Source organism: Burkholderia sp. BCC1985 (genome assembly GCF_905339915.1).
Taxonomy (GTDB): domain Bacteria; phylum Pseudomonadota; class Gammaproteobacteria; order Burkholderiales; family Burkholderiaceae; genus Burkholderia.
Window position 1 is genome coordinate 121,215 of record NZ_CAJPGY010000016.1, and the last position, 21,733, is coordinate 142,947.

The 21,733-nt window shown below is 66.4% G+C and carries 24 protein-coding genes; 14 read left to right on the forward strand and 10 right to left on the reverse strand.

The window, feature by feature from the left end; translation table 11 throughout:
* Positions 1-80: 80 nt before the first annotated feature.
* Positions 81-713, reverse strand: coding sequence for a TetR family transcriptional regulator (locus U4Z31_RS18505; RefSeq protein ID WP_044849194.1), 633 nt, complete (start codon positions 711-713; stop codon positions 81-83).
* 162 nt (positions 714-875) lie between these two features.
* Here U4Z31_RS18505 and rsxB point away from each other — a divergent pair, with 162 nt between their 5' ends.
* Both rsxB and nth read left to right on the forward strand, forming a co-directional pair.
* Positions 876-1,883, forward strand: a complete 1,008-nt coding sequence (gene rsxB / locus U4Z31_RS18510) for an electron transport complex subunit RsxB (RefSeq protein ID WP_321811017.1) — start codon at positions 876-878, stop codon at positions 1,881-1,883.
* Complete coding sequence (gene nth / locus U4Z31_RS18515; protein ID WP_124487190.1) at positions 1,880-2,524, forward strand: endonuclease III; 645 nt, start codon at positions 1,880-1,882, stop codon at positions 2,522-2,524. Before rsxB ends, nth begins: the two co-directional genes overlap by 4 nt.
* 105 nt (positions 2,525-2,629) lie before the next feature.
* On the opposite strand, the gene U4Z31_RS18520 is transcribed toward nth, so the two are convergent.
* Positions 2,630-3,559 (reverse strand): DMT family transporter, encoded by a 930-nt coding sequence (locus U4Z31_RS18520; RefSeq protein ID WP_321811018.1) that lies wholly within the window; start codon positions 3,557-3,559, stop codon positions 2,630-2,632.
* 277 nt (positions 3,560-3,836) lie between these two features.
* Between U4Z31_RS18520 and U4Z31_RS18525 the strand changes: the two genes are divergently transcribed.
* Positions 3,837-4,304 carry a DUF1841 family protein gene (locus tag U4Z31_RS18525; protein ID WP_374692714.1) on the forward strand — a complete coding sequence of 156 codons (468 nt, stop codon included), beginning with the start codon at positions 3,837-3,839 and terminating at the stop codon, positions 4,302-4,304.
* 72 nt (positions 4,305-4,376) lie between these two features.
* Here U4Z31_RS18525 and U4Z31_RS18530 read toward each other — a convergent pair whose 3' ends face one another.
* Positions 4,377-4,736: a c-type cytochrome gene (locus U4Z31_RS18530; protein ID WP_011885615.1), complete on the reverse strand. Its 360-nt coding sequence runs from the start codon at positions 4,734-4,736 to the stop codon at positions 4,377-4,379.
* A 40-nt stretch (positions 4,737-4,776) separates the two neighbouring features.
* Positions 4,777-5,136, reverse strand: coding sequence for a c-type cytochrome (locus U4Z31_RS18535; protein WP_011352793.1), 360 nt, complete (start codon positions 5,134-5,136; stop codon positions 4,777-4,779).
* Between the two features lie 244 nt (positions 5,137-5,380).
* On the opposite strand from U4Z31_RS18535, the gene U4Z31_RS18540 reads away from it, so the two are divergent.
* The 5 genes from U4Z31_RS18540 (at position 5,381) to U4Z31_RS18560 (ending at position 10,514) form a co-directional block, all read left to right on the forward strand.
* The gene (locus tag U4Z31_RS18540; protein WP_044846443.1) at positions 5,381-6,223 is read left to right on the forward strand and encodes an AAA family ATPase; all 843 of its coding nucleotides are present in this window, start codon (positions 5,381-5,383) and stop codon (positions 6,221-6,223) included.
* 21 nt (positions 6,224-6,244) lie between these two features.
* Positions 6,245-7,420 (forward strand): vWA domain-containing protein, encoded by a 1,176-nt coding sequence (locus U4Z31_RS18545; protein ID WP_044846442.1) that lies wholly within the window; start codon positions 6,245-6,247, stop codon positions 7,418-7,420.
* Positions 7,421-7,476: 56 nt separating this feature from the next.
* A complete protein-coding gene (locus U4Z31_RS18550) occupies positions 7,477-8,688 on the forward strand; it encodes a benzoate/H(+) symporter BenE family transporter (RefSeq protein ID WP_321811019.1) in 1,212 nt (403 codons plus the stop codon).
* 168 nt (positions 8,689-8,856) lie between these two features.
* Positions 8,857-9,810 (forward strand): transaldolase, encoded by a 954-nt coding sequence (gene tal, locus U4Z31_RS18555; RefSeq protein ID WP_044846440.1) that lies wholly within the window; start codon positions 8,857-8,859, stop codon positions 9,808-9,810.
* 251 nt (positions 9,811-10,061) lie between these two features.
* Positions 10,062-10,514 carry a VOC family protein gene (locus tag U4Z31_RS18560; RefSeq protein ID WP_321811020.1) on the forward strand — a complete coding sequence of 151 codons (453 nt, stop codon included), beginning with the start codon at positions 10,062-10,064 and terminating at the stop codon, positions 10,512-10,514.
* A 90-nt stretch (positions 10,515-10,604) separates the two neighbouring features.
* On the opposite strand, the gene mctP is transcribed toward U4Z31_RS18560, so the two are convergent.
* From mctP to U4Z31_RS18575, 3 genes are all read right to left on the reverse strand, one after another.
* Positions 10,605-12,155, reverse strand: coding sequence for a monocarboxylate uptake permease MctP (gene mctP / locus U4Z31_RS18565; protein WP_044846438.1), 1,551 nt, complete (start codon positions 12,153-12,155; stop codon positions 10,605-10,607).
* Positions 12,152-12,394 carry a DUF3311 domain-containing protein gene (locus U4Z31_RS18570; protein ID WP_011657556.1) on the reverse strand — a complete coding sequence of 81 codons (243 nt, stop codon included), beginning with the start codon at positions 12,392-12,394 and terminating at the stop codon, positions 12,152-12,154. Before U4Z31_RS18570 ends, mctP begins: the two co-directional genes overlap by 4 nt.
* A gap of 198 nt (positions 12,395-12,592) precedes the next feature.
* Positions 12,593-13,510, reverse strand: a complete 918-nt coding sequence (locus tag U4Z31_RS18575) for a spermidine synthase (protein WP_124487185.1) — start codon at positions 13,508-13,510, stop codon at positions 12,593-12,595.
* 142 nt (positions 13,511-13,652) lie between these two features.
* Between U4Z31_RS18575 and U4Z31_RS18580 the strand changes: the two genes are divergently transcribed.
* The 6 genes from U4Z31_RS18580 to U4Z31_RS18605 all read left to right on the forward strand — a co-directional run bounded on the left by U4Z31_RS18580 (position 13,653) and on the right by U4Z31_RS18605 (position 18,594).
* Positions 13,653-13,907 carry a hypothetical protein gene (locus U4Z31_RS18580; protein ID WP_321811021.1) on the forward strand — a complete coding sequence of 85 codons (255 nt, stop codon included), beginning with the start codon at positions 13,653-13,655 and terminating at the stop codon, positions 13,905-13,907.
* Between the two features lie 327 nt (positions 13,908-14,234).
* Positions 14,235-14,597 (forward strand): type II toxin-antitoxin system RelE/ParE family toxin, encoded by a 363-nt coding sequence (locus U4Z31_RS18585; protein WP_321811022.1) that lies wholly within the window; start codon positions 14,235-14,237, stop codon positions 14,595-14,597.
* Entirely contained in the window at positions 14,594-14,917 is a 324-nt protein-coding gene (locus U4Z31_RS18590; protein ID WP_039319579.1) for a helix-turn-helix domain-containing protein, read from the forward strand. The genes U4Z31_RS18585 and U4Z31_RS18590 overlap by 4 nt, the downstream gene beginning before the upstream one ends.
* 110 nt (positions 14,918-15,027) lie before the next feature.
* Complete coding sequence (locus tag U4Z31_RS18595) at positions 15,028-16,830, forward strand: alkaline phosphatase D family protein (protein WP_321811049.1); 1,803 nt, start codon at positions 15,028-15,030, stop codon at positions 16,828-16,830.
* Positions 16,831-17,019: 189 nt separating this feature from the next.
* Positions 17,020-17,715 carry a mobilization protein gene (locus U4Z31_RS18600; RefSeq protein ID WP_039319584.1) on the forward strand — a complete coding sequence of 232 codons (696 nt, stop codon included), beginning with the start codon at positions 17,020-17,022 and terminating at the stop codon, positions 17,713-17,715.
* Between the two features lie 75 nt (positions 17,716-17,790).
* Positions 17,791-18,594 carry a hypothetical protein gene (locus U4Z31_RS18605; RefSeq protein WP_321811023.1) on the forward strand — a complete coding sequence of 268 codons (804 nt, stop codon included), beginning with the start codon at positions 17,791-17,793 and terminating at the stop codon, positions 18,592-18,594.
* Between the two features lie 35 nt (positions 18,595-18,629).
* Here U4Z31_RS18605 and U4Z31_RS18610 read toward each other — a convergent pair whose 3' ends face one another.
* From U4Z31_RS18610 to htpG, 3 genes are read right to left on the reverse strand one after another with little or no spacing between them, the layout of a single operon-like run.
* A complete protein-coding gene (locus U4Z31_RS18610; protein ID WP_321811024.1) occupies positions 18,630-19,106 on the reverse strand; it encodes a DNA-deoxyinosine glycosylase in 477 nt (158 codons plus the stop codon).
* Complete coding sequence (locus tag U4Z31_RS18615; RefSeq protein WP_044846453.1) at positions 19,106-19,705, reverse strand: chorismate--pyruvate lyase family protein; 600 nt, start codon at positions 19,703-19,705, stop codon at positions 19,106-19,108. Before U4Z31_RS18615 ends, U4Z31_RS18610 begins: the two co-directional genes overlap by 1 nt.
* Positions 19,706-19,713: 8 nt before the next feature.
* Complete coding sequence (gene htpG / locus U4Z31_RS18620) at positions 19,714-21,612, reverse strand: molecular chaperone HtpG (RefSeq protein ID WP_321811025.1); 1,899 nt, start codon at positions 21,610-21,612, stop codon at positions 19,714-19,716.
* Between the last annotated feature and the right edge of the window lie 121 nt (positions 21,613-21,733).

Here is a 21,733-nt window from a genome sequence, read left to right on the forward strand (position 1 = left end):
TCCGGCGGTCGCGGTCGCGGCGACTCATCGATTCATCGACGCGTCGGTTCATCGGCGCGTCGGTTCGACGGTTCGTCGACTCAGCGCCGCAGCAGATACGCGAGCAGCAACTCGGTGTTCATCCTGACCATCTCCGCGCGCTCGTCGGCTTCGCTGAAGTCGCGGCCGAGCGTCGCGGCGAGCGTGAAGCGGTTCGACACGATGTAATAGCCGAGCCCCGACAGCGTCACGTAGAAGCGCAGCGGATCGACGTCGCTGCGGAACAGCCCGGCCTTCTGGCCGCGCATCAGCACGTTGCCGAGCTTCGCGACGATCGGCGACATCATCTCGCGGATCCGCGTCGACTTGTGCAGGTAGCGCGCTTCGTGCAGGTTCTCGTTGTTGATGAGCCGCAGCAGCTCGGGATGATCGCGGTAGTAGTCCCACACGAAATGCGCGAGCCGCGTGACGGCCTCGACGGGCGCGACGCCATCCAGATCGAGCACGCGCTCGGCCTCGGTCAGCGCGGAGAACGCGTGTTCGAGCACGGCCGTAAACAGCTGCTCCTTGCTGCCGAAGTAGTAATAGAGCATGCGCTCGTTGGTCTCGGCCCGGCGCGCGATCTGGTCGACGCGTGCGCCGAACAGCCCTCCACCCGCGAACTCTTCGGCTGCCGCCATCAGGATGCGGCGGCGTGTACCTTCAGGATCTCTTTTGATTTTTGGCTGATTCATGGTGGCGTTTTGCTATGTGAGCCGCGTGATCCTGATCCGGACCGGCACCCCCACCGCCTCGGCGCCGGCTGCCCTGGAACGAGCGCGCCGCATGCGGCCGCCCTCCTGCTGAGCCCCTGCAAAAAAGCGGTTCGATTATGCGCACAGACAGCGTCCAGCGCAATGCGGGAAATCGGCGATAATCAAGGTTTGGCAAACCTTTCCGGCCGCGCCAGACGTGGCCGAGAGCCATTCGGCGCTGCTGCGCCCGTTGTCACCGTGACCGATTCCAAGACCCTCGCGGATCGCATCGAAGATCTGCTTCCCCAGACGCAATGCACGAAGTGCGGCTATAACGGCTGCCGTCCGTACGCCGAAGCGATCGCCGCCGGCGACGCGAACTACAACCAGTGCCCGCCCGGCGGCGCCGAAGGCATCGCACGCCTCGCGCGCCTGCTCGGCAAGCCCGTGATCCCGCTGAATCCCGTCAACGGCGCCGAGCATCCGCGCGCCGTCGCGTTCATCGACGAAAGCCTGTGCATCGGCTGCACGCTGTGCATGCAGGCGTGCCCGGTCGACGCGATCATCGGCGCACCGAAACAGATGCACACGATCGTCGAATCGCTGTGCACGGGCTGCGACCTGTGCGTACCGCCCTGCCCGGTCGACTGCATCGCGATGGTCCCCGTGACCGACGAGCGCACCGGCTGGGACGCGTGGTCGCAGGAACAGGCGGACGCCGCGCGCGAGCGCCACGACCGCCGGCTCGCACGCCAGCGTCGCGAACGCGAGGCCGCCGAGGCGCGCGCCGCCGCCCGCCGCGCGGCCAGCGCCGGCGCCAGCGCCAGCGCCAGCGCGGCCAAGGCTGCGCCGGCCGCGGAACAGCCGGGCGCACCGGGCGCTGCCCCGGCCGACGACGCCGACGCGAAGAAGCGCGCGATCATCGCCGCCGCGCTCGAACGCGCACGCAAGAAGAAGGAAGAACTGTCCGGGCAAGGCGCCGGGCCGAAGAACACCGAAGGGGTGAGCGCGGCCGTGCAGGCGCAGATCGACGCGGCCGAAGCCCGCCGCAAGCGGCTCGCCGAACAGCAGGCGCAGCGCGACGCCGAGGCCGCCGGCGACACCCGCGACGATCCGAACCACGACGACCGGAACGGCCCGTCCGCGCCGCCCGACAAGAACCGTCCATGAACGCCACGAAACGACGCGCGATCTACGAAACGCTGCAAAGCCTCAATCCGCATCCGACCACCGAGCTCGAATACACGACGCCGTTCGAGTTGCTGATCGCGGTGATGCTGTCCGCGCAGGCGACCGACGTGTCGGTCAACAAGGCGATGCGCAAGATGTTCCCGGTCGCGAACACCCCGCGACAAATCGTCGCGCTCGGTGAAGAAGGCGTCGCCGACTACATCAAGACGATCGGCCTGTACCGCACCAAGGCGAAGAACGTGATCGCGACGTGCAACATCCTGCTCGAGCGCTACGACGGCGAGGTGCCGGCCGATCGCGAAGCGCTCGAGAGCCTGCCGGGCGTCGGCCGCAAGACCGCAAACGTCGTGCTGAACACCGCGTTCGGCCAGCCGACGATCGCGGTCGACACGCACATCTTCCGCGTCGCGAACCGCACGGGGCTCGCGCCGGGCAAGGACGTGCGGGCCGTGGAGGCCGCGCTCGAGAAGTTCACGCCGAAGGAATTCCTGCAGGACGCGCATCACTGGCTGATCCTGCACGGACGCTATGTGTGCAAGGCGCGCAAGCCCGAATGCTGGCACTGCGTGATCGAGCCGCTGTGCGAATTCCGGCCGAAAACGCCGCCGCCGAACGAGTGAGCGTCAGCCGCGGCTGACGCACTGCACGCGGCCGCTCGTGCCGAGGGCAGCGCGCGGCACGACCAGCGGACGCCATTGCGGCGCCCGCGGCTTGTCCCTGCCCTGCTATGCGTTGGACGTCGCCGTCGCGTCGTCGGCCGCCGCGCCGCCCGCGCGCACGAGCGCGAGCACGGCCGCGAGGATCGCGACGCCGCCGATCCACTGCAACGGCGACAGCGCCTCGCCGAACAGCAGCGCCGCGAGCGCGACCGTCACGACCGGCTCGAGCGTCGACAGCATCGACGTGCGCGCAGCCCCCAGCCGCTCGAGCCCGGCGAAGAACGCGAGCATCGCGGCGACCGTCGACACCAAGGCGATCGCGAGCATCGACGCCCAGCCGGCAGCCGTCGCCGGCCAGCGCGGCGGCGCGCCGAACGCCGCGGTCCGCACGATCGCGATCGCGACGAGCGTCGCGGTCGCCGACAGGCAGATGATGGCGGTCGTCGCGAGCGGATCGACGCCGCGCGTCGCCTTCGTGCCGCCGACGATGTACAGCGAATAGATCACCGCGGCGGCCAGCGCGAGCGCGATGCCGAGCGGCTCGCCGTGGCCGCCGCCGACCATCAGCGCGGAGCCCGCGACGCAGAGCACGAGCGCGACCGCCTTCGCGCGCGTGAGGCGCTCGCCGAGCCACCATGCGGCCAGCAGCGTGACAAAGGCCGGATACAGGTACAGCAGCAAGGCGACGAGGCTCGCCTGCGCATGCTGGAGCGCACTGAAATAGCAGAACGACTGCCCGACGTAGCCGAGCGCCCCCATCGCCACGAGCGGCGCGAGCGTGCGGCCGCGCGGCCATGCGACGCGGCGGTGCCGCGCGATCGCGGCAAGGATCGCACCGCCGATCGCGAAGCGCACGATCAGCAGCCCGAGCACGTCGACGCCGGCCGCATACGCATAGCGGCCGAAGATCGCCATCGCGCCGAACGCGGCGGCGGACAGCGCGACATAGAGCGCGCCCTGTAGCGCGGCGGACGATGAGCGGACGGTGGCGGACATGATGGAGCGGTGCGAGCGCGACGACGGGAATCGTCGGAGTGTAGCGGCGCGGCGGCCGGCAGCCTAGCCCGCGCTTACCCGTTGCGCGCCGGCCCGCACCGACCGGCACCGCGCCCGATGTGCCTGATGTGCCTGATGAGCCCGATGTGCCTGATGTGCCTGATGTGCCCGATGTGCCCGATGTGCCTGATGCGCCCGCTGCGCGCGGCAAGCGCCCCGCCGGCCCCACCCGCCGCCAGCGCCGCACGCCGACCCGGCGTACAATGCGCGACGCGGCATGACGCCGCCCGAATCACGACGTTTCCCCACCATGTTCAATCCGAGTCGCGACGAAGTCCGTCGCTTTTTCACCGAGACCTGGCGCAAGCAGCGCGCCGGCGAGATCCTGACGCCGCTGGAAGCGATGGCAGCCGACTGGATCGTCGAGCATCCGGAATACCACGACGACCTCGCGGACGCCGACGGCGCCGCCGCGCGCAACTACACGCCCGAGGAAGGCCGCACGAACCCGTTCCTGCATCTGTCGATGCACCTCGCGATCAGCGAGCAGCTGTCGATCGACCAGCCGCCCGGCATTCGCGCCGCGCACGACAAGCTGGCCGCAAAGCTCGACTCGACCCACGAGGCGCAGCACATGATCATGGAGTGCCTCGGCGAGACGATCTGGGAAGCGCAGCGCACCGGCACGCCGCCCGATACGGACGCGTACCTGCAGCGCATCCTGCGCCGCGCGTCGCGCGACTGAGCGCCGCGGACAAAAAAATACCCCGCCGCGGCGGGGTATTCCGGCTGCACGGACCGGCAAGGTCCGGCGCGCTTACTTCTTGAAGACGAGATCCGTCTCTTTCAGCGACTCGATGTAGGCCGCGATGTCCTTCATGTCGCTGACCGACAGGTTCTGCACCTGCGCCTGCATGATCGCGTTGTTGCGACCGAGCAGCGGGTTCGTCAGCCCCATCTGGTACTGGCGCATCGCCCACACGAGGTAGTCGGCGTGCTGGCCCGCGAGGCGCGGATATTCTGCGTTGATCGGCTTGTTCAGCTGCGCGCCGTGGCAGGCCGCGCAGTTGTGCGACTCGACCAGCTCCTTGCCCTTCGTGGTGTCCGCCGCATGCGCGGTACCGATCGCGAGGCCGGCCGCCAGTGCAACCGCCGCCGTCTTGAATGCGTTGTTCATGAATGCTCCTGTCCCGCCGGTCAGATCGGCGGCGCGCGCTTTACTTGTAGGGATTGTCCTTCGTGTCGGCCTTCTGGACGGCGTAGTAAGCCGCCAGATCCGCGATGTCCTGGTCCGTCAGCGAACCGGCGATCGCGTTCATCGACGGGAAGTGACGATCTTTCTTGCGGTAGGCCTTCAGCGCGTTCTCGAGGTATTGCTGGTTCTGGCCGCCGAGGACGGGCACCCGGTAGACCTCCGGATACGCCGCGCGGTAATCCTGGATGCCGTGGCAACCGATACACATGGCGGCCTTGCTTGCCCCGTCCTTCGGGTTGCCGACCACACCGGCCGCCTGCGCGCTGCCCGCGAGCGCCACGAGCGCTGCGACAACGACGTGTTTGCCGACGAATTTGTTCATAGCTCTTGTAACCTAGCTTGAGGGGAAACTGGCGCCGAAGCGGCAACGGCCCGCGCCGTTTTGCTTGTCGGTCGCCACGCAGGCCAAAAAAAACGGCCAGATTGTACCGCGTCGGCGGGGAATGCGTCCATACGGCGCCCCGGTCCGCCCCGCCGCAGCCCCGCAACGATACGCGGCCCCGGCCCAACCGGACAGCCCTTCTGACTTATACTGGGTTTTTTTGCGACCAGGAAAGAGCGCCGCCATGCGTTTCGAAGGATCCTCGCACTACGTCGCCACCGACGACCTGAAGCTCGCGGTCAATGCCGCGCTGACGCTGCAGCGCCCGCTGCTGATCAAGGGCGAGCCCGGCACCGGCAAGACCATGCTCGCCGAGGAAGTGGCAGCCGCGCTCGACATGCCGCTGTTGCAGTGGCACATCAAGTCGACGACGAAGGCGCAGCAGGGCCTGTACGAATACGACGCGGTGTCGCGGCTGCGCGACTCGCAGCTCGGCGACGCGCGCGTGAAGGACATCGCGAACTACATCGTGAAGGGCGTGCTGTGGCAGGCGTTCGACGCCGAGCGCCCGAGCGTGCTGCTGATCGACGAGATCGACAAGGCCGACATCGAATTCCCGAACGACCTGCTGCGCGAACTCGACCGGATGGAATTCCACGTGTACGAGACGCGCGAGACCGTGCGCGCGAAGCACCGCCCGCTCGTGATCATCACGTCGAACAACGAGAAGGAGTTGCCCGACGCATTCCTGCGCCGCTGCTTCTTCCACTACATCCAGTTTCCCGATCCGTCGACGATGCAGCAGATCGTCGCGGTCCACTTCCCGGACATCCGCGAGGAACTGCTGCGCGCGGCGCTCGAGAGCTTCTTCGAGCTGCGCGCCGTGTCGGGATTGAAGAAGAAGCCGTCGACGTCCGAACTGCTCGACTGGCTGAAGCTGCTGCTCGCCGAGAACATCCCGGCCGACGCGCTGCGCGGCGTCGACGCGAAGCAGATCGTGCCGCCGCTCGCGGGCGCGCTGCTGAAGAACGAGCAGGATCTGAGCCTGCTCGAGCGGCTCGTCTACATGAACCGGCACAACCGGTAACCCACCCGCGAAGGCCCGGCCATGCTGCTCAATTTCTTCTACGCGCTGCGCGCAGCCAAGCTGCCCGTCTCGGTGAAGGAATACCTGACGCTGCTCGAATCGCTGAAGGCCGGGCTGATCTCGCCGTCGATCGACGCGTTCTACTTCCTCGCGCGGATGACGCTCGTCAAGGACGAGCAGTACTTCGACAAGTTCGACCAGGCGTTCGGCGCGTATTTCCACGGCGTGTCCGCCCTGCCTTCCGACGCGTTCGACGTTCCGCTCGACTGGCTCGAGAAACGCCTCCAGCGCGAGCTGTCGCCGGAGGAAAAGGCGCAGATCGAAGCGATGGGCGGCCTCGACAAGCTGATGGAGCGCCTGAAGGAACTGCTCGACGAGCAGAAGGAACGCCACGAAGGCGGCAACAAGTGGATCGGCACCGGCGGCACGTCGCCGTTCGGGCACGGCGGCTACAACCCAGAAGGCATGCGCATCGGCGGCCCGTCGAACGGCAACCGCACCGCGGTCAAGGTGTGGGAAGCGCGCGCCTATCGCGACTACGACGATTCCGTCGAGATCGGCACGCGCAACATCAAGGTCGCGCTGCGGCGCCTGCGCCGCTTCGCGCGCGAAGGCGCGGCCGAGGAGCTCGACCTGCCCGGCACGATCCGCAGCACGGCCGCGAACGCGGGCTGGCTCGACCTGCGGATGGTGCCCGAGCGCCACAACAACGTGAAGGTGCTGATGCTGCTCGACGTCGGCGGCTCGATGGACGACCACATCAAGCGCACCGAGGAGCTGTTCTCGGCCGCGAAGGCCGAGTTCAAGCACCTGGAGTTCTACTACTTCCACAACTGCGTGTACGACCACCTGTGGAAGAACAACCGCCGCCGTCACGCGGAGCGCACCGCGACGTGGGACGTGCTGCACAAGTTCACGCCCGACTACAAGCTGATCTTCGTCGGCGACGCGACGATGAGCCCGTACGAGGTGCTGCAGCCCGGCGGCTCGGTCGAATACAACAATCCGGAAGCCGGCGCCGTCTGGCTGCGCCGCCTCGCCGACCAGTTCCCCCACCATGCATGGCTGAACCCGGAGCCCGAGCGGCTATGGGAATACCGGCAATCGGTCTCGATCATTCGCGACGTGCTCGGTCAGCGCATGTACCCGCTCACGCTCGCGGGCCTCGAAACCGCGATGCGCGCACTCAGCAAGTAACGAACCCACCCTGCAGACACGAAGGCCGCGTCCAGGCGGCCTCCCCCGGAGATAGCATGAACCCTTCGCCCACCGCGAGCGCTGGCCGCGCCGGCGGCCGCCGCTTTTTCACCGATACGTCCGTCTCGGCGCTCGTCGCCGGCTTCGTCGCGATGATGACGGGCTACACGAGCTCGCTCGTGCTGATGTTCCAGGCCGGCCGCGCCGCGCACCTGACCGACGCGCAGATCTCGTCGTGGATCTGGGCGCTGTCGATCGGCATGGCGCTGACGACGATCGGCCTGTCGCTGCGCTTTCGCGCGCCCGTCGTGGTCGCGTGGTCGACGCCCGGCGCCGCGCTGCTGATCGCGTCGCTGCCCGGCGTACCGTATCCCGAAGCCATCGGCGCGTTCGTCGTGTGCGCACTGCTGCTGACCGCGGTCGGCCTGAGCGGGCTGTTCGACACGCTGATGCGGCGCATTCCGGCCGGCATCGCCGCCGCCCTGCTCGCGGGCATCCTGTTCGAGATCGGCATCGAGATCTTCCGCGCCGCGCAGTTCCAGACCGCGCTCGTGCTCGCGATGTTCTTCACCTACCTGATCGTCAAGCGGCTCGCGCCGCGCTACGCGATCGTCACGACGCTGCTCGTCGGCACCGTGGTGGCCGGCGGCCTCGGCCTGCTCGACTTCAGCCGCTTCCACATCGCGCTCGCGCAACCCGTGTTCACGATGCCCGCGTTCTCGATCGCGTCGATCGTCAGCATCGGCATTCCGCTGTTCGTCGTCGCGATGGCGTCGCAGAACGTGCCGGGCATCGCGGTGCTGCGCGCGGACGGCTATTCGACCCCGTCGTCGCCGCTGATCGCGTCCACCGGCCTCGCGTCGCTGCTGCTCGCGCCGTTCGGCTCGCACGGCGTGAACCTCGCGGCGATCACCGCGGCGATCTGCACGGGCCCCGAAGCGCACGAGGATCACGCGAAACGCTACACGGCCGCCGTGTGGTGCGGCACGTTCTACCTGATCGCCGGGATCTTCGGCGCGACGATCGCCGCGCTGTTCGCGGCACTGCCGAAGGCGCTCGTCGTGTCGGTCGCCGCGCTCGCGCTGTTCGGCTCGATCATGAGCGGGCTCGCGAACGCGATGCAGGACGTGAAGCAGCGCGAAGCCGCGCTCGTCACGTTCATGGTCACCGCGTCGGGTCTGACGCTGTTGTCGATCGGCTCGGCGTTCTGGGGCCTCGTCGCGGGGATCGTCACGCAGGTGATCCTGAACGCGCGGCGCCCCGCGTGATGCGGCGCGACGCCCGCCACGGCAGGCGCCGGACCCGCCAAAACGTGCCCGACACGAATCGGGCCTAAAATGATGGATCGAAGGCGGCGCCCGGCGCCGCCTCGCTTCGCCGCCGCGCTCGCGCGGCCCGTGAGAACCCGGCGCGCCGCGCCCTTCTTCCGAATCGCCATGACTACCGCACTCGACCAGCTGAAGCAGTACACGACCGTCGTCGCCGACACGGGCGATTTCCAGCAGCTTGCGCAATACAAGCCGCAGGATGCGACCACGAACCCGTCGCTGATCCTGAAGGCCGTCCAGAAGGACGCATACAAGCCGATCCTCGAGAAAACCGTCCGCGATCATCGCAACGAAAGCACCGATTTCATCATCGACCGCCTGCTGATCGCATTCGGCACCGAGATCCTGAAGCTGATTCCGGGCCGCGTGTCGACCGAGGTCGATGCGCGCCTGTCGTTCGACACGCAGCGCTCGATCGACAAGGGTCGCGAACTCATCGCACTGTACGAAGCCGCCGGCGTCGGCCGCGAGCGCATCCTGATCAAGCTCGCGTCGACGTGGGAAGGCATTCGCGCGGCCGAGGTGCTGCAGAAGGAAGGGATCAAGTGCAACATGACCCTGCTTTTCTCGCTCGTGCAGGCCGCCGCGTGCGCGGAAGCCGGCGCGCAACTGATCTCGCCGTTCGTCGGCCGCATCTACGACTGGTACAAGAAGCAGGCCGGCGCCGACTGGGATGAAGCGAAGAACGGCGGTGCGAACGATCCGGGCGTGCAGTCGGTGCGCCGCATCTACACCTACTACAAGACGTTCGGCTACAACACCGAAGTGATGGGCGCGAGCTTCCGCACGACGAGCCAGATCACCGAGCTCGCGGGCTGCGACCTGCTGACGATCAGCCCCGATTTGCTGCAGAAGCTGCACGACAGCACCGAAACGGTGGCGCGCAAGCTGTCGCCGGACGCGCTGCAGGACAAGCCGACCGAGCGCGTCGCGATCGACGAGGCGTCGTTCCGCTTCCAGCTGAACGACGAAGCGATGGCGACCGAAAAGCTGTCCGAAGGCATCCGCGTGTTCGCCGCCGATGCGGTGAAGCTCGAAAAGCTGATCGACGGGCTGCGCTGAACCACGCCGCACGTGACGTGACGGCCCGTCAGTTGAACTGTCAGCAACCCTGACAACAGCCGTCAGCAGCGTGACGAACGGCCGCGAACCGCGTGTTCGCGGCCGTTTTTATTTTTCATTCCATCGTCAGACGCGCGCACTACAATCCACGTCACGAGTGCGCCGGCCGCATCCCGGCGTGCTCTTCCCGGTCAATCTTGGAAGTACCCGCGCCGGCACCGACGCGCCGGCTCGGTCAACAGGAGACAACGATGCAAGTCCAACCGTATCTGACGTTCTACGGCCGCGCGGAAGAGGCCCTTCAGTTCTACGAAAAGGCGCTCGGCGCGAAGACGATGTTCAAGATGCGCTTCAAGGATGCGCCGCCGAATCCCGAACACGCGATCACGCCCGAGATGGCCGACAAGGTGATGCATGCGAGCTTCACGATCGGCGACTCGATGATCATGTGCTCGGACGGCGACTGCAGCCAGCCGGGCGGCACGCACGCCGGCTATTCGCTGTCGCTGAACCCGGCGACGGTCGAGGAAGGCCAGAAGCTGTTCAATGCGCTCGCCGACGGCGGCGAAGTGACGATGCCGTTCGGCAAGACGTTCTGGGCGCTCGGCTTCGGGATGGCGAAGGACCGTTTCGGCGTGCACTGGATGGTCAACGTCGAAGACCTGTCGCAACGCGAGGATCTCGTGAAACGCGCGCAGGGCTGACACCCGCGAAAACGCCCGCCACTTCGCAGTGACGGGCGTCGTTGCCGCTGCGCGATGCGCGGCCCGCGACACGCGGCCGCGCCGCCCGCATCAACCCTCGACGACGTCGAGATAATCCTCCGGCCGCGTGCGATCCTCCGCATGCGCCATGCCCATCGCGCGCACCAGCACGCTCACCGCCACCGCCACCACCAGGTTCACGACCAGCGACCACACGGCCGCGTAGCCGGGAATCGCGAGGCCGAACAGGTGGATCGTGAAGATCGAGCTCGCGAGCTTCAGCGACACCGCCATCCACGTGCCGCACACGATGCCTGCCGCCCAGCCGGCCAGCAGGCCGCGATGGTCGAGCAGCCGCGTGTACAGGCCGAGCACGATCGCGGGCAGCGTCTGGATGATCCAGATCCCGCCGAGCAGCTGCAGCTGGATCGCATAGGTGAGCGGCAGCCCGAGGATGAACGCGACCGCGCCGACCTTCACGATCAGCGACGTGAGCTTCGCGACGTGCGTCTCCTGGTCGTGCGTCATGTCGCGGTTGATGAACTCGCGGTGGATGTTGCGCGTATAGAGGTTCGCGGCCGCGATCGACATGATCGCCGCCGGCACCAGCGCGCCGATGCCGATCGCCGCGAACGCGACGCCGACGAACCACGACGGGAAATACTCGAGGAACAGCGCGGGCACCGCGAAGTTCGGGCCGAACGCCTTGAAGTACGGCGCGTACTGCGGCATGTCCTTCACGCCCGCCGCAAGCGCCATGTAGCCGAGCAGCGCGAGCAAGCCGAGCACGAACGAGTACGCGGGCAGCATCGCCATGTTGCGGCGGATCGAGTTGCCGGACGACGACGACAGGATCGCCGTGACCGAGTGCGGATACAGGAACAGCGCGAGCGCCGAGCCGATCGCGAGCGTCACGTACGCGCTGTAGCCGTTCAGGCTCGCCGCGTCGGGTGCCTTCAGCAGCAGCTTCGCGGGCGGCACGCTCGCGAAGATGTGGCCGAAGCCGCCGAGCTTCGCCGGGATCACGATGACCGCCGCGGCGATCGTGATGTAGATCAGGATGTCCTTCACGATCGCGATCATCGCGGGCGCGCGCAGCCCCGACGTGTACGTGTACGCGGCGAGGATCGCGAACGCGATGATCAGCGGCAGGTCGCCGACGAAGCCCGTCGTGTCGAAGCCGAGCGCGCCGATCACGACTTCGATGCCGACGAGCTGCAGCGCGATGTACGGCATCGTCGCGAGGATGCCCGTCACCGCGATCGCGAGCGCGAGCATCCGGCTGCCGTAGCGTGCGTTCACGAAGTCGGCGGCCGTCACGTAGCCGTGACGCTTCGCGATGCTCCACAGCTTCGGGAACACGACGAACGCGAACGGGTAGATCAGGATCGTGTACGGCAGCGCGAAGAAGCCCATCGCGCCGGCGCCGAACACGAGCGCGGGCACCGCGACGAACGTATAGGCCGTGTAGAGGTCGCCGCCGAGCAGGAACCACGTGACGATCGTGCCGAAGCGGCGGCCGCCGAGGCCCCATTCGTCGAGATGGGCGAGATCGCCGCGCCGCCAGTTGGCGGCCAGGAAACCGATGATCGTGACACCGATGAACAGGAGCACGAAAACGAAGGTCGCGCCGAGATTCATCGCGCACCTCCCTGCGGGCCGCTCGCCTTCCACGCGTTCTTGGTCTTGAAATAGACGAACGCGGTGATCACCGCGCTAATGAAGACCCAAAGGAGCTGGTACCAGTAGAAGAACGGAAATCCGAACCATTGCGGTTCGATCTTGCTGTACGACGGTACCCACACCATCGCGATCAGCGGCAGTACCAGCAGCCAGAGCCAGCGCTTGGCGGCCCGATTGGCGTCGGCATCGTGAGCCATGACGTCTCCTCATCTTTCCCGGTTATCGATCTTGTCAAGCGGGTGCGGCGGCGAGAGGAGCGGCAAAACGGGTAAGCTGCGGCTCCCCTGGCTTCGCGCCAGTATAGGAGCCGCGAACGCGCGGTCAAGCGGGGGCGAACCCGAGGTGATCCGCCCCCAGTCATGCGGTTGCACCGGCATGCGGCCGGCGCATGAGCGTCAGATCGCGAACGAGGATTCGCGTGCGCCGATCGTTTCTTTCAAAGCTTTCACCCACTTGCGCGCGGGCAGCTTCAGCGTGTCCTCGATCAGTTTCGCGCGCGCTTCCAGCTGCGCGAACGACACGTCGAGCGCGGGGCCCGAGAACGCGATCGCGATCCGGTTGCCGTCGTGCACTTCCGGCAGCGCGATCACGCGATGGTCGAACGCCGCGTTCAGGTGCTTCATGTTGCGCACGAAGCTCGGATGGTCGCCGAACAGGTTGATCGTCGCGATGCCCGCGTCGGCGAGGCAGCCGCGCACCGCGCGGTAGAACGCGACGCTGTCGAGCACCGGGCCGCGTGCGGTCGCGTCGTACAGGTCGATCTGCAGTGCGCCCGTCGTGCCGCGGTTGGCCGGATCGTTGACGAAGTCCCACGCGTCGGCTTCGTGCACGACGAGGCGTGCGTCGTCGGGCGGCAGCGCGAACATCGTGCGTGCGGCGACGATCACGGCCGGGTTCAATTCGACGGCCTCGACCTTCGCGTGCGGCAGGAAGCGGTGCGAGAACTTCGTCAGCGCGCCGGTGCCGAGCCCGAGCTGGACGATCCGCTCGGGCGTTTCGAGGAACAGCAGCCACGCCATCATCTGCTGCGCGTATTCGAGCTCGATGGCGAGCGGCTTCGAAATCCGCATCGCGCCCTGCACCCATTCGGTACCGAAGTGCAGGAAGCGCACGCCGCGCTCTTCCGAGAACGTGACGGGCGCGAAGCGCGGCTTGCGCGGTGCGTCGAGGACGGGCACGTCGTCGTGTTCGTCGATCTCCGGGCGGCGCTTCACGCGCGGCGGCTGGAGCTGTTCGGAGCCGTTGTAGGCGGACGGCTTGCGTTTTTTGAACGCGCGCGCCTCGGCGGACGCGCGCTTGATCAGTCGGGTCATGATTGAATCTCGCTGGGTGACGCTGGATGAGCGGACGAGAGGATAGCATTGGTGGCAGCGGGAACCGTACCGAACGCCTGGTGATGCACGACTTCACCGCGCCGTTGGCGCTACGCCGCGTTCATTGATCGAAGGAGGACGCATGACCTCGAACGGCAAGAAGATCTGGTTTCCCGCGAAGCGCTACGGCTGGGGATGGGGTTTGCCTGTCGCATGGCAAGGTTGGGTCGTGCTGCTGCTGTTCGCGATCGGGATCATCGCGAGCGCGTGGCTGGTGCCGCCGCACCAATCGCCGATCGCATACGGTGCCTGCATCGTGGTACTGGTCGCGCTGCTGACTGCCGTTTGCTGGCTCAAGGGCGAGAAGCCCGGGTGGCGATGGGGCAAGGACGATTGATCGTCCGGCGCGACACGCACGCACGTACGATCGCCGTTCTTCGGCAACGAACAACCCGCTTCCCGCCGTCATCGACCCAAAGCGATCGCCCTCTGTCGAACGGCTGAATTGCCCCGGTCTCCCCGCGACGCAACGATGTGAAGGAACGGCCATCGGCCGGAAGATCACGCGCGCGCTCGCCTTCGTCAACACGCACCGCGGTGCCGAGCCGGCATCGCCCGTCGGCGTTCACCTCCAGCCTGCCCCGCCCTCACACCGCATGCGAACGGTCGCACCGGGTTCCTGCGCGCACCTTGAAAATATACCCAAATAGGGATAAATTCATCGATGGATCCGTACATCAAACCGCTGTATTGGCTCGGCTCGGCGCGCAAGGACCTCAAAGCGATGCCCGAAGCCGTGCAGGACACGTTCGGTTATGCGCTGTATCTGGCGCAGACCGGACGCAAGCACGAGCAGGCGAAACCGTTGCGAGGGTTCGGATCGGCCGGCGTGCTCGAGATCGTGGAATCGGAAGACAACGGCACGTACCGCGCCGTCCACACGGTGAAGCTCGGGAGCAGCGTCTACGTGCTGCACTGCTTCCAGAAAAAATCATCGTGCGGCATCGCGACGCCGAAGCCGGACGGCGATCTCGTCCACGCACGCCTGAAAGCAGCCGAAGCACACGCACAAGGAGCAAGACGATGATCGAAATCGAACCGGGCAGCGGGAACGTCTACGCTGATCTGGGCATGCGCGATGCCGACGAAATGCGCGTGAAGGCTCAACTCGCCGCCAAGATCGCGGAGATCATCAAGGCGCGCAAATGGACGCAGCAGCAGGCGGCCCGGCTGCTCGGCATGACGCAGCCGAAGCTGTCGAACATGCTGCGCGGGCAGTTTCGCGGCGTGAGCGAAACGAAGATGCTGGAATGTCTGGCGAAGCTCGGACGCGACGTGCAGATCGTCGTCGGGCCTGACCGTCAGTCCGAAGTCGAAGGGCATATCGAAGTCGTATTCGCCGCCTGACGGCAACGTCGTGCCGATGTTCCGGATTGCAGGGCGAGCGACGCGATCGCGTACTGCTGCGTCGCGACGCTCCTCTCCTGGCATCCTTGGTATGTCGATCGGGAGGATCGATGGATCGCCGCCATTTCCTCAAGTCGTCGACCTTTTTCACGGTTGCGGCAGCCACCGGTACGCTCGTCGCTCCGCTGTCGGCCCGATCTGCCGGCACCGCGCGCAAGGGCCGGTATCGGTTCCCGCAAGGCGTCGCCAGCGGTGATCCGCGCGATCGCTCCGTCGTGTTCTGGACGCGCTGCGTGCCCGTCGCCGAGAACGCGCGGCACCGCGCGAAAGGCGTCGCGCACACGATCCCGTTACGACTCGAAGTATCGACGCGGCCGGATTTCTCGACGCTCGTCGCCAGCGTACCGTTGGGAGCACGCGCCACCTATGACTTCACCGTGCGCGCGAAGGTAACGCAGCTCGCACCGAATCTCACGTACCACTACCGGTTCGTCGCCGGCGGCGACGTGAGTGCCACCGGCGTCGCGCGCACGGCTCCCGATGCCGACGAGGCCAACCACCGCGTTCGCTTCGCATGGCTCACCTGCCAGGACTGGAGCATCAATCACTGGCAAGCCATGAGCCTGCTGGCAGCCGAAAGCGATCTCGATTTCGTCGTGCATGTGGGCGATTACATCTATGAGACGGTTGGGACCTCGAAACCCGGCGCCGTCGAGGCGGCGCACCCGCCGCTGCGCCTGCCTGACGGAAAGCCGCTCGCCGATGGCCGCGTGTATGCCGATACGCTCGAAGACTATCGGACGCTCTATCGCACCTATCGTACCGACCCGCGCTTGCAGACGCTGCACCAGCGCCTGCCGATGATCGCGATATGGGACGACCACGAGTTTTCCGACGACTGCTGGCAGGATCACCAGGTCTACACCAACGAGGAAAGGCAGGAGACGCAGCGCCGCCGCAACGCCAGTCGCGCGTGGGCGGAGTACATGCCGGTGGACTGGAGCGACGTGCGCTTCGAACCGGACAATCCGTCGTACACCAACATTCGTATCTATCGCGAATTTCGCTTCGGCACGCTGATGCATCTCGTGATGACGGACGAGCGGCTGTATCGCGACGACCATGTCGTCAGCGAGGCGTCTGTCGCGCGTGCACGCGGGCACGACCCGGTCAACGGCGACGACGCAGCCGGCTCGCGCTACTTCGTCAACCAGGGTGTGCTGCAGCGCCTGGAGGCGCAGGCTACCGCGCAGCTTGGTCGCGCGCCGTCGATGCTCGGCCCGGAGCAGACGCAATGGTGGAAGGCCACGATGAAGGGTTCGCCCGCGACCTGGAAGGTGTGGGGCAACGAGGTGATGTTGAATCGCCTGTGGGCCGTGATGCCCGGCGCGCCGCAGACACCGGCGGCACGCCTCGTGATCGATTGCGACGCATGGGACGGCTATCCGGCGCACAAACGCGAGCTGCTCTCATACCTGAACGAGCAGGGAATCCGCAACGTCGTCGCGATCAGCGGGGACCTGCATGCGTTTCAGTGCGGCGTCGTGCGGGACGACCCCGACCCTGCAAAAGGCACGCCCGTGGCCGTCGACTTCGTCTGCGCAGGCATCAGCAGCGCGTCCTTCTATTCCTACCTGAAAGCCGCATGGAGCGGCACGCCGTTTGCATCGCTGGCCTCCACCCCGGCCAAACTCGACACCTTCCTGACGACGAACAACCCCGATCTGCGCCACGCCGACCACGACGCACAGGGCTATGCGTCAGCCACCGTCACGCCGGAGCGTTTTTCCGTGGTGTTCAACAAAGTGAGGCCGTTGAACCCGGACGCCACCGCGCCCGCGGATGCCCTGCTCGACCGCACGCGGCTGACCGTGCCCAAGGACTCGGTCGAGGTGCGCGTCGAGCGCTTCTAGGTTCACGCTTCAGCGAAGGCGCATGCTCGCGCTGCCATTTTGTTCAGTTTGACATCGGCGTCGAACAGACAGCATGCTGCTGTCGCACCTGCATTTTCTTTCGACGTGACCTGTTACGCCGTAACGTCATCGAAGCCTGCCAACATCCGTTCCGGCCATACCTGCTCCATCACACGGGATTTCGTCATCATGAGTCACATCCACTTCATCGGCGGGGAAAAAGGCGGCGTCGGCAAATCGCTCGCCGCCCGTGTGCTGGCCCAGTATTTCATCGATCGGAGCGTGCCCTTCATGGGCTTCGATACCGACCGATCGCACGGCGCGCTACTGCGGTTCTATGCCGATTTTGCCGCGCCTGCCGTGCTCGACCAGCATGACAGCCTCGATCCGGTCATGGAATCGGCGCTCGAAGATCCGCAGCGGCGCATACTGGTCGACCTCGCGGCCCAGACGCGGCAGTCGCTCGCAAGATGGCTCGACGATTCGGACGTGCTGGATTTTGCCGAAGAACACGGCCTCACGTTGACGTGGTGGCACGTGATGGACACCGGACGCGATTCGGTCGATCTGCTGCGGCATTGGCTCGACGAATTCGGTGGACGCATCAGGCTGGTGCTGGTACTGAATGAAGTCCGCGGCGATCGCTTCGAGATTCTGGAGGCGTCCGGCGAACGCGAGCGGGCCGAGGCCCTCGGCGCCAGCGTGATTACGCTGCGCCGCCTGCCCGACACGACGATGCAGAAGATCGATCGTCAAAGCGCGAGCTTCTGGGCGGCGGTCAATCATCCCGACCGCGCCGCCACGGGGCTCGGCTTGCTGGAGCGGCAGCGCGTCAAGGTCTGGCTGCATCGTACTTATGAGGAGCTGGGCACGCTCGCGTTGTAGTGCGGGCCCCTGCGACGGCGCGGAGGGTGCGGCGAGTTGCCGGAATGGCTCATACACGGAAACCTGGAGGTTGCGATGGCCGATCACGACAGACTGCATCCACTCCGTCCGTTCCTGAAGAATTGGGTTTGGGAGCACGGCCGAATCGGGACGCGCTATCTCGACTGCGTCGACGGTGAAATCAAGTTCGATGCAGGCAAGAAATCGCATTTCGCTGCCGAGAAATATATCTACGTGCCGCTGGGCAAGAACCCTGACGACGACGCATCCGCGGAGGGTCCTGCGATCCACGAGGAAGGACTTGCCCGCTTTTTGCGGGCTGCGCAACTAGGCACGCCAGGGGAAGCCGGTTCTGTAGCGGAGGTTCAGCGCGCGGTGCAGGACTGCGTGGAGATCGGCCTGTTCAGCGCGTATCAACGGGAGGCTCGACAGGCATTTGCCCGCTACGCGCAGGAACCCATGTTCGACGACGAGATCCGCGCGGCGGTTGTCGACGACATCCGTCGAATTTACGTCGCCATGCGAGAGCAGCTGGCGCTGTACGATTTCAGTGTGCTCTACGGCTTGCCCACGCCGCTGCTGATCAGCGACACACCGTTCATCGACTGGCGCGTGAGCGCCAGTCCGGCACTTCCGTTCGTATCGCTTCCGCTTGGACCTTACTGCCTGCTGGTAGGCGCGCCGTCGGGCAGGAGTAGCCGAATCGGCCCGGTGGTCTGGAAGGCCGCTGCCGCGATGGGTCCGTTGAAGGACCACAACCGCCGGATCGAGGAGCACGCACGTCTGTGGCTGGTGGCGACCACCGACGACCAACTCGTCGCAGCACAAGGTCGCATTGCCGCGGCCGGGGGCGCCAGGCACCTGCCGCCGCCCACCTGATACCGCTTCACCGGATACCCGGAATCCGGCACACCTCAGGTGCGAAGTGCGCGCCAGAGCACCAGTTTCTGTTCGAACGACAACGTCGCATTCGCCGGACTCGACGAAGGCAACACGAGCGTTTCATAACCCGCCGCGCCGATCACATCGGCAAACCGCCCTGCGGTCTTGCCGTTGAAGCAGACTGTCTTCAGCAACGGCGCATGCTCGCGCAACGAAGCAAAGTCGTTCGGCTTCGCATTCCGGATCGCCGAATCGAGACTGCCTTTGCGATGGCATGCATCGAGCACGTCCCAGATGCCGATGCCGTGCGCAAGCACGCGTTCGAGCCGCGCGTCATACACGAGTTCGTGCAGACCGGGTTCGCCGAGCACCGCACCGAGCAACCGCCAGAACTGGTTGCGCGGATGCGCGTAGTACTGCGCGGCATCGAGCGACGCCTCGCCCGGAAAGCTGCCGAGAATCATCGTATGCGTATGCGGCCCGACGACCGGCGGAAAGCCTTGCAGCATCACGCTGCTCCGCGCGGTCCGACGGAGCGCGGCCCGTCGCCGTGCGCATCGAGATGGCGCCACAGCGCGGGCAGCATGCATTCGGTGACCATCAGCGGCTTGCCGCGCCGCTGGAACACCGAGCGCCGCGCGGCGAACGCATGCGGCGCGCGCACGCCCGCGCCGAGCGCATGGCTCGCGAGCGCATACAGCGGATGACCGGCGATCACGCGCCGGCTGACGAGCGCGGAGCGCTCGACCTGCGGATCGCTGTACAGCAGCTCCGCGAGCGGCCGCGTGCGCAGCCGCCGCATCGCCTGCCACACGCCCTTGCTGGCCGCGAGCGGCGCGATGCTGTGCGCGGCGACGTACGGCGTGCCGTCGACCGACAGGATCACCTCGCGCACCCACATCGGCGCGCGCGGCGCACTGTCGAGCGCGTCCGGCTCGTCGAACCACGGACAGTCGACGGCCTCGCGCGTCACGCGCACGCTCACGCTGCCGAGCCGCGCGAGATGCGCGGTCAGCGAACCGCCGCGCGTGAGCCAGTCGCGCTGGTCGAGCGTGCAGCCGGGCCGGGGCGTGTCGCGCCAGCCCGCCCGTGCGCCGTCGAATCGCATCCGCGCGTTCACGCGCTGCGCGACAGCAGCAGCGCGTTGGTCCGCTTCACGAAGCTCGCCGGATCGTCGAGCATCCCGCCTTCGGCCAGCAACGCCTGGTCGAACAGCAGATGGCACCAGTCGCCGAAGTTGGCGCTATCGGCGTTCAGCTGCTTCACCAGCGCATGCTCCGGATTGATCTCGAGGATCGGCTGCATCGCCGGCGCGTTCTGGCCGGCCGCCTTCAGCATCCGCTGCAGATAGCCGCTCATGTCGTTGTCGTCGGCGACGAGGCACGACGGCGAATCGGTCAGGCGGAACGTGACGCGCACTTCCTTCACCTTGTCGCCGAGCGCTTCCTTCATCTTCTCGACGACCGGCTTGATTGCCTCGCCCGCCTGCTCCTGCGCCTTCTTTTCCGCGTCGTTCAGCTCGCCGAGGTCGAGATCGCCGCGCGCCACGCTCGCGAGCGGCTTGCCGTCGAATTCGTGCAGGAACGACAGCATCCATTCGTCGACGCGATCGGTCAGCAGCAGCACCTCGACACCCTTCTTGCGGAACACCTCCAGGTGCGGGCTGTTCTTCGCGGCCTGCCACGTATCGGCGGTCACGTAGTAGATCTTGCTCTGCTCGGGCTTCATGCGCGACACGTAGTCGGCAAGCGACACGTCCTGCGCGTCGGTGTCGCCGTGCGTCGACGCGAAGCGCAGCAGCTTCGCGATGCGCTCGCGGTTCGCGTGATCCTCGCCAAGGCCTTCCTTCAGCACCTGGCCGAACGCGCTCCAGAACGTCTTGTACTTCTCCTTGCCGGCATCCTCTTCCGCGTTCGCGAGCTCCTCGAGCATCGACAGCGCGCGCTTGGTCACGCCTTCGCGGATCGCCTTCACGTCACGGCTTTCCTGCAGGATTTCACGCGATACGTTGAGCGGCAGGTCGGCCGAATCGACGACGCCCTTCACGAAGCGCAGGTATTGCGGCAGCAGCTGCTCGGCGTCGTCCATGATGAACACGCGCTTCACGTACAGCTTCAGGCCGCCGCGGTAGTCGCGGTTCCACAGGTCGAACGGCGCGTGCGCCGGCACGAACAGCAGCTGCGTGTATTCGCTGCGGCCCTCGACGCGGTTGTGGGTCCACGTGAGCGGATCCTGGTGGTCGTGCGCGATGTGCTGGTAGAACTGCGTGTACTGTTCGTCGGTGACGTCGCTCTTCGAGCGCGTCCACAGCGCGCTCGCCTGGTTGACCGTCTCGTCCTCGTCCTTCAGGACCATCTCGCCCTTTTCCTGATCCCACTCTTCCTTCTGCATCAGGATCGGCAGCGCGATGTGATCGGAATACTTCTGGATGATCGACTTCAGGCGGTGCGACGACAGCAGCTCGTCCTCGCCTTCGCGCAGGTGCAGCGTGATCTTCGTGCCGCGCTGCGCGCGCTCGATCGCGTCGATCGTGAAATCGCCCTCGCCCGCGCTTTCCCAGCGCACGGCTTCGTTCGCGGGCAGGCCCGCACGGCGCGTCTCGACGGTGATCTTGTCCGCGACGATGAAGCCCGAGTAGAAGCCGACGCCGAACTGGCCGATCAGCGCCGCATCCTTCTGCTGGTCGCCGGACAGCTTCGTGAAGAATTCCTTGGTGCCCGAACGCGCGATCGTGCCGAGGTTCGCGATCGCCTCGTCGCGGCTCATGCCGATGCCGTTGTCCTCGATCGTGATCGTGCGTGCCGCCTTGTCGAAGCCGATGCGGATGCGCAGGTTCGGATCGTTCTCGTACAGCGCGTTGTCCGCGAGCCCTTCGAAACGCAGCTTGTCGGCCGCGTCGGACGCGTTCGACACCAGTTCGCGCAGGAAGATTTCCTTGTTGCTGTAGAGCGAATGAATCATCAGGTGGAGGAGTTGCTTGACCTCTGCCTGAAAGCTCATCGTTTCGTGTGCCATGGATGCTGTTTCCTCTTACTTGAACTTGAATGGTGTAGCGCGGGTGCGCCGGCGCGCGATGCCGGCGGGCCCGTCAAGGACGACCGCCTGGCGCAGGCGGTTTGCGCGGGTATCTGGGGAC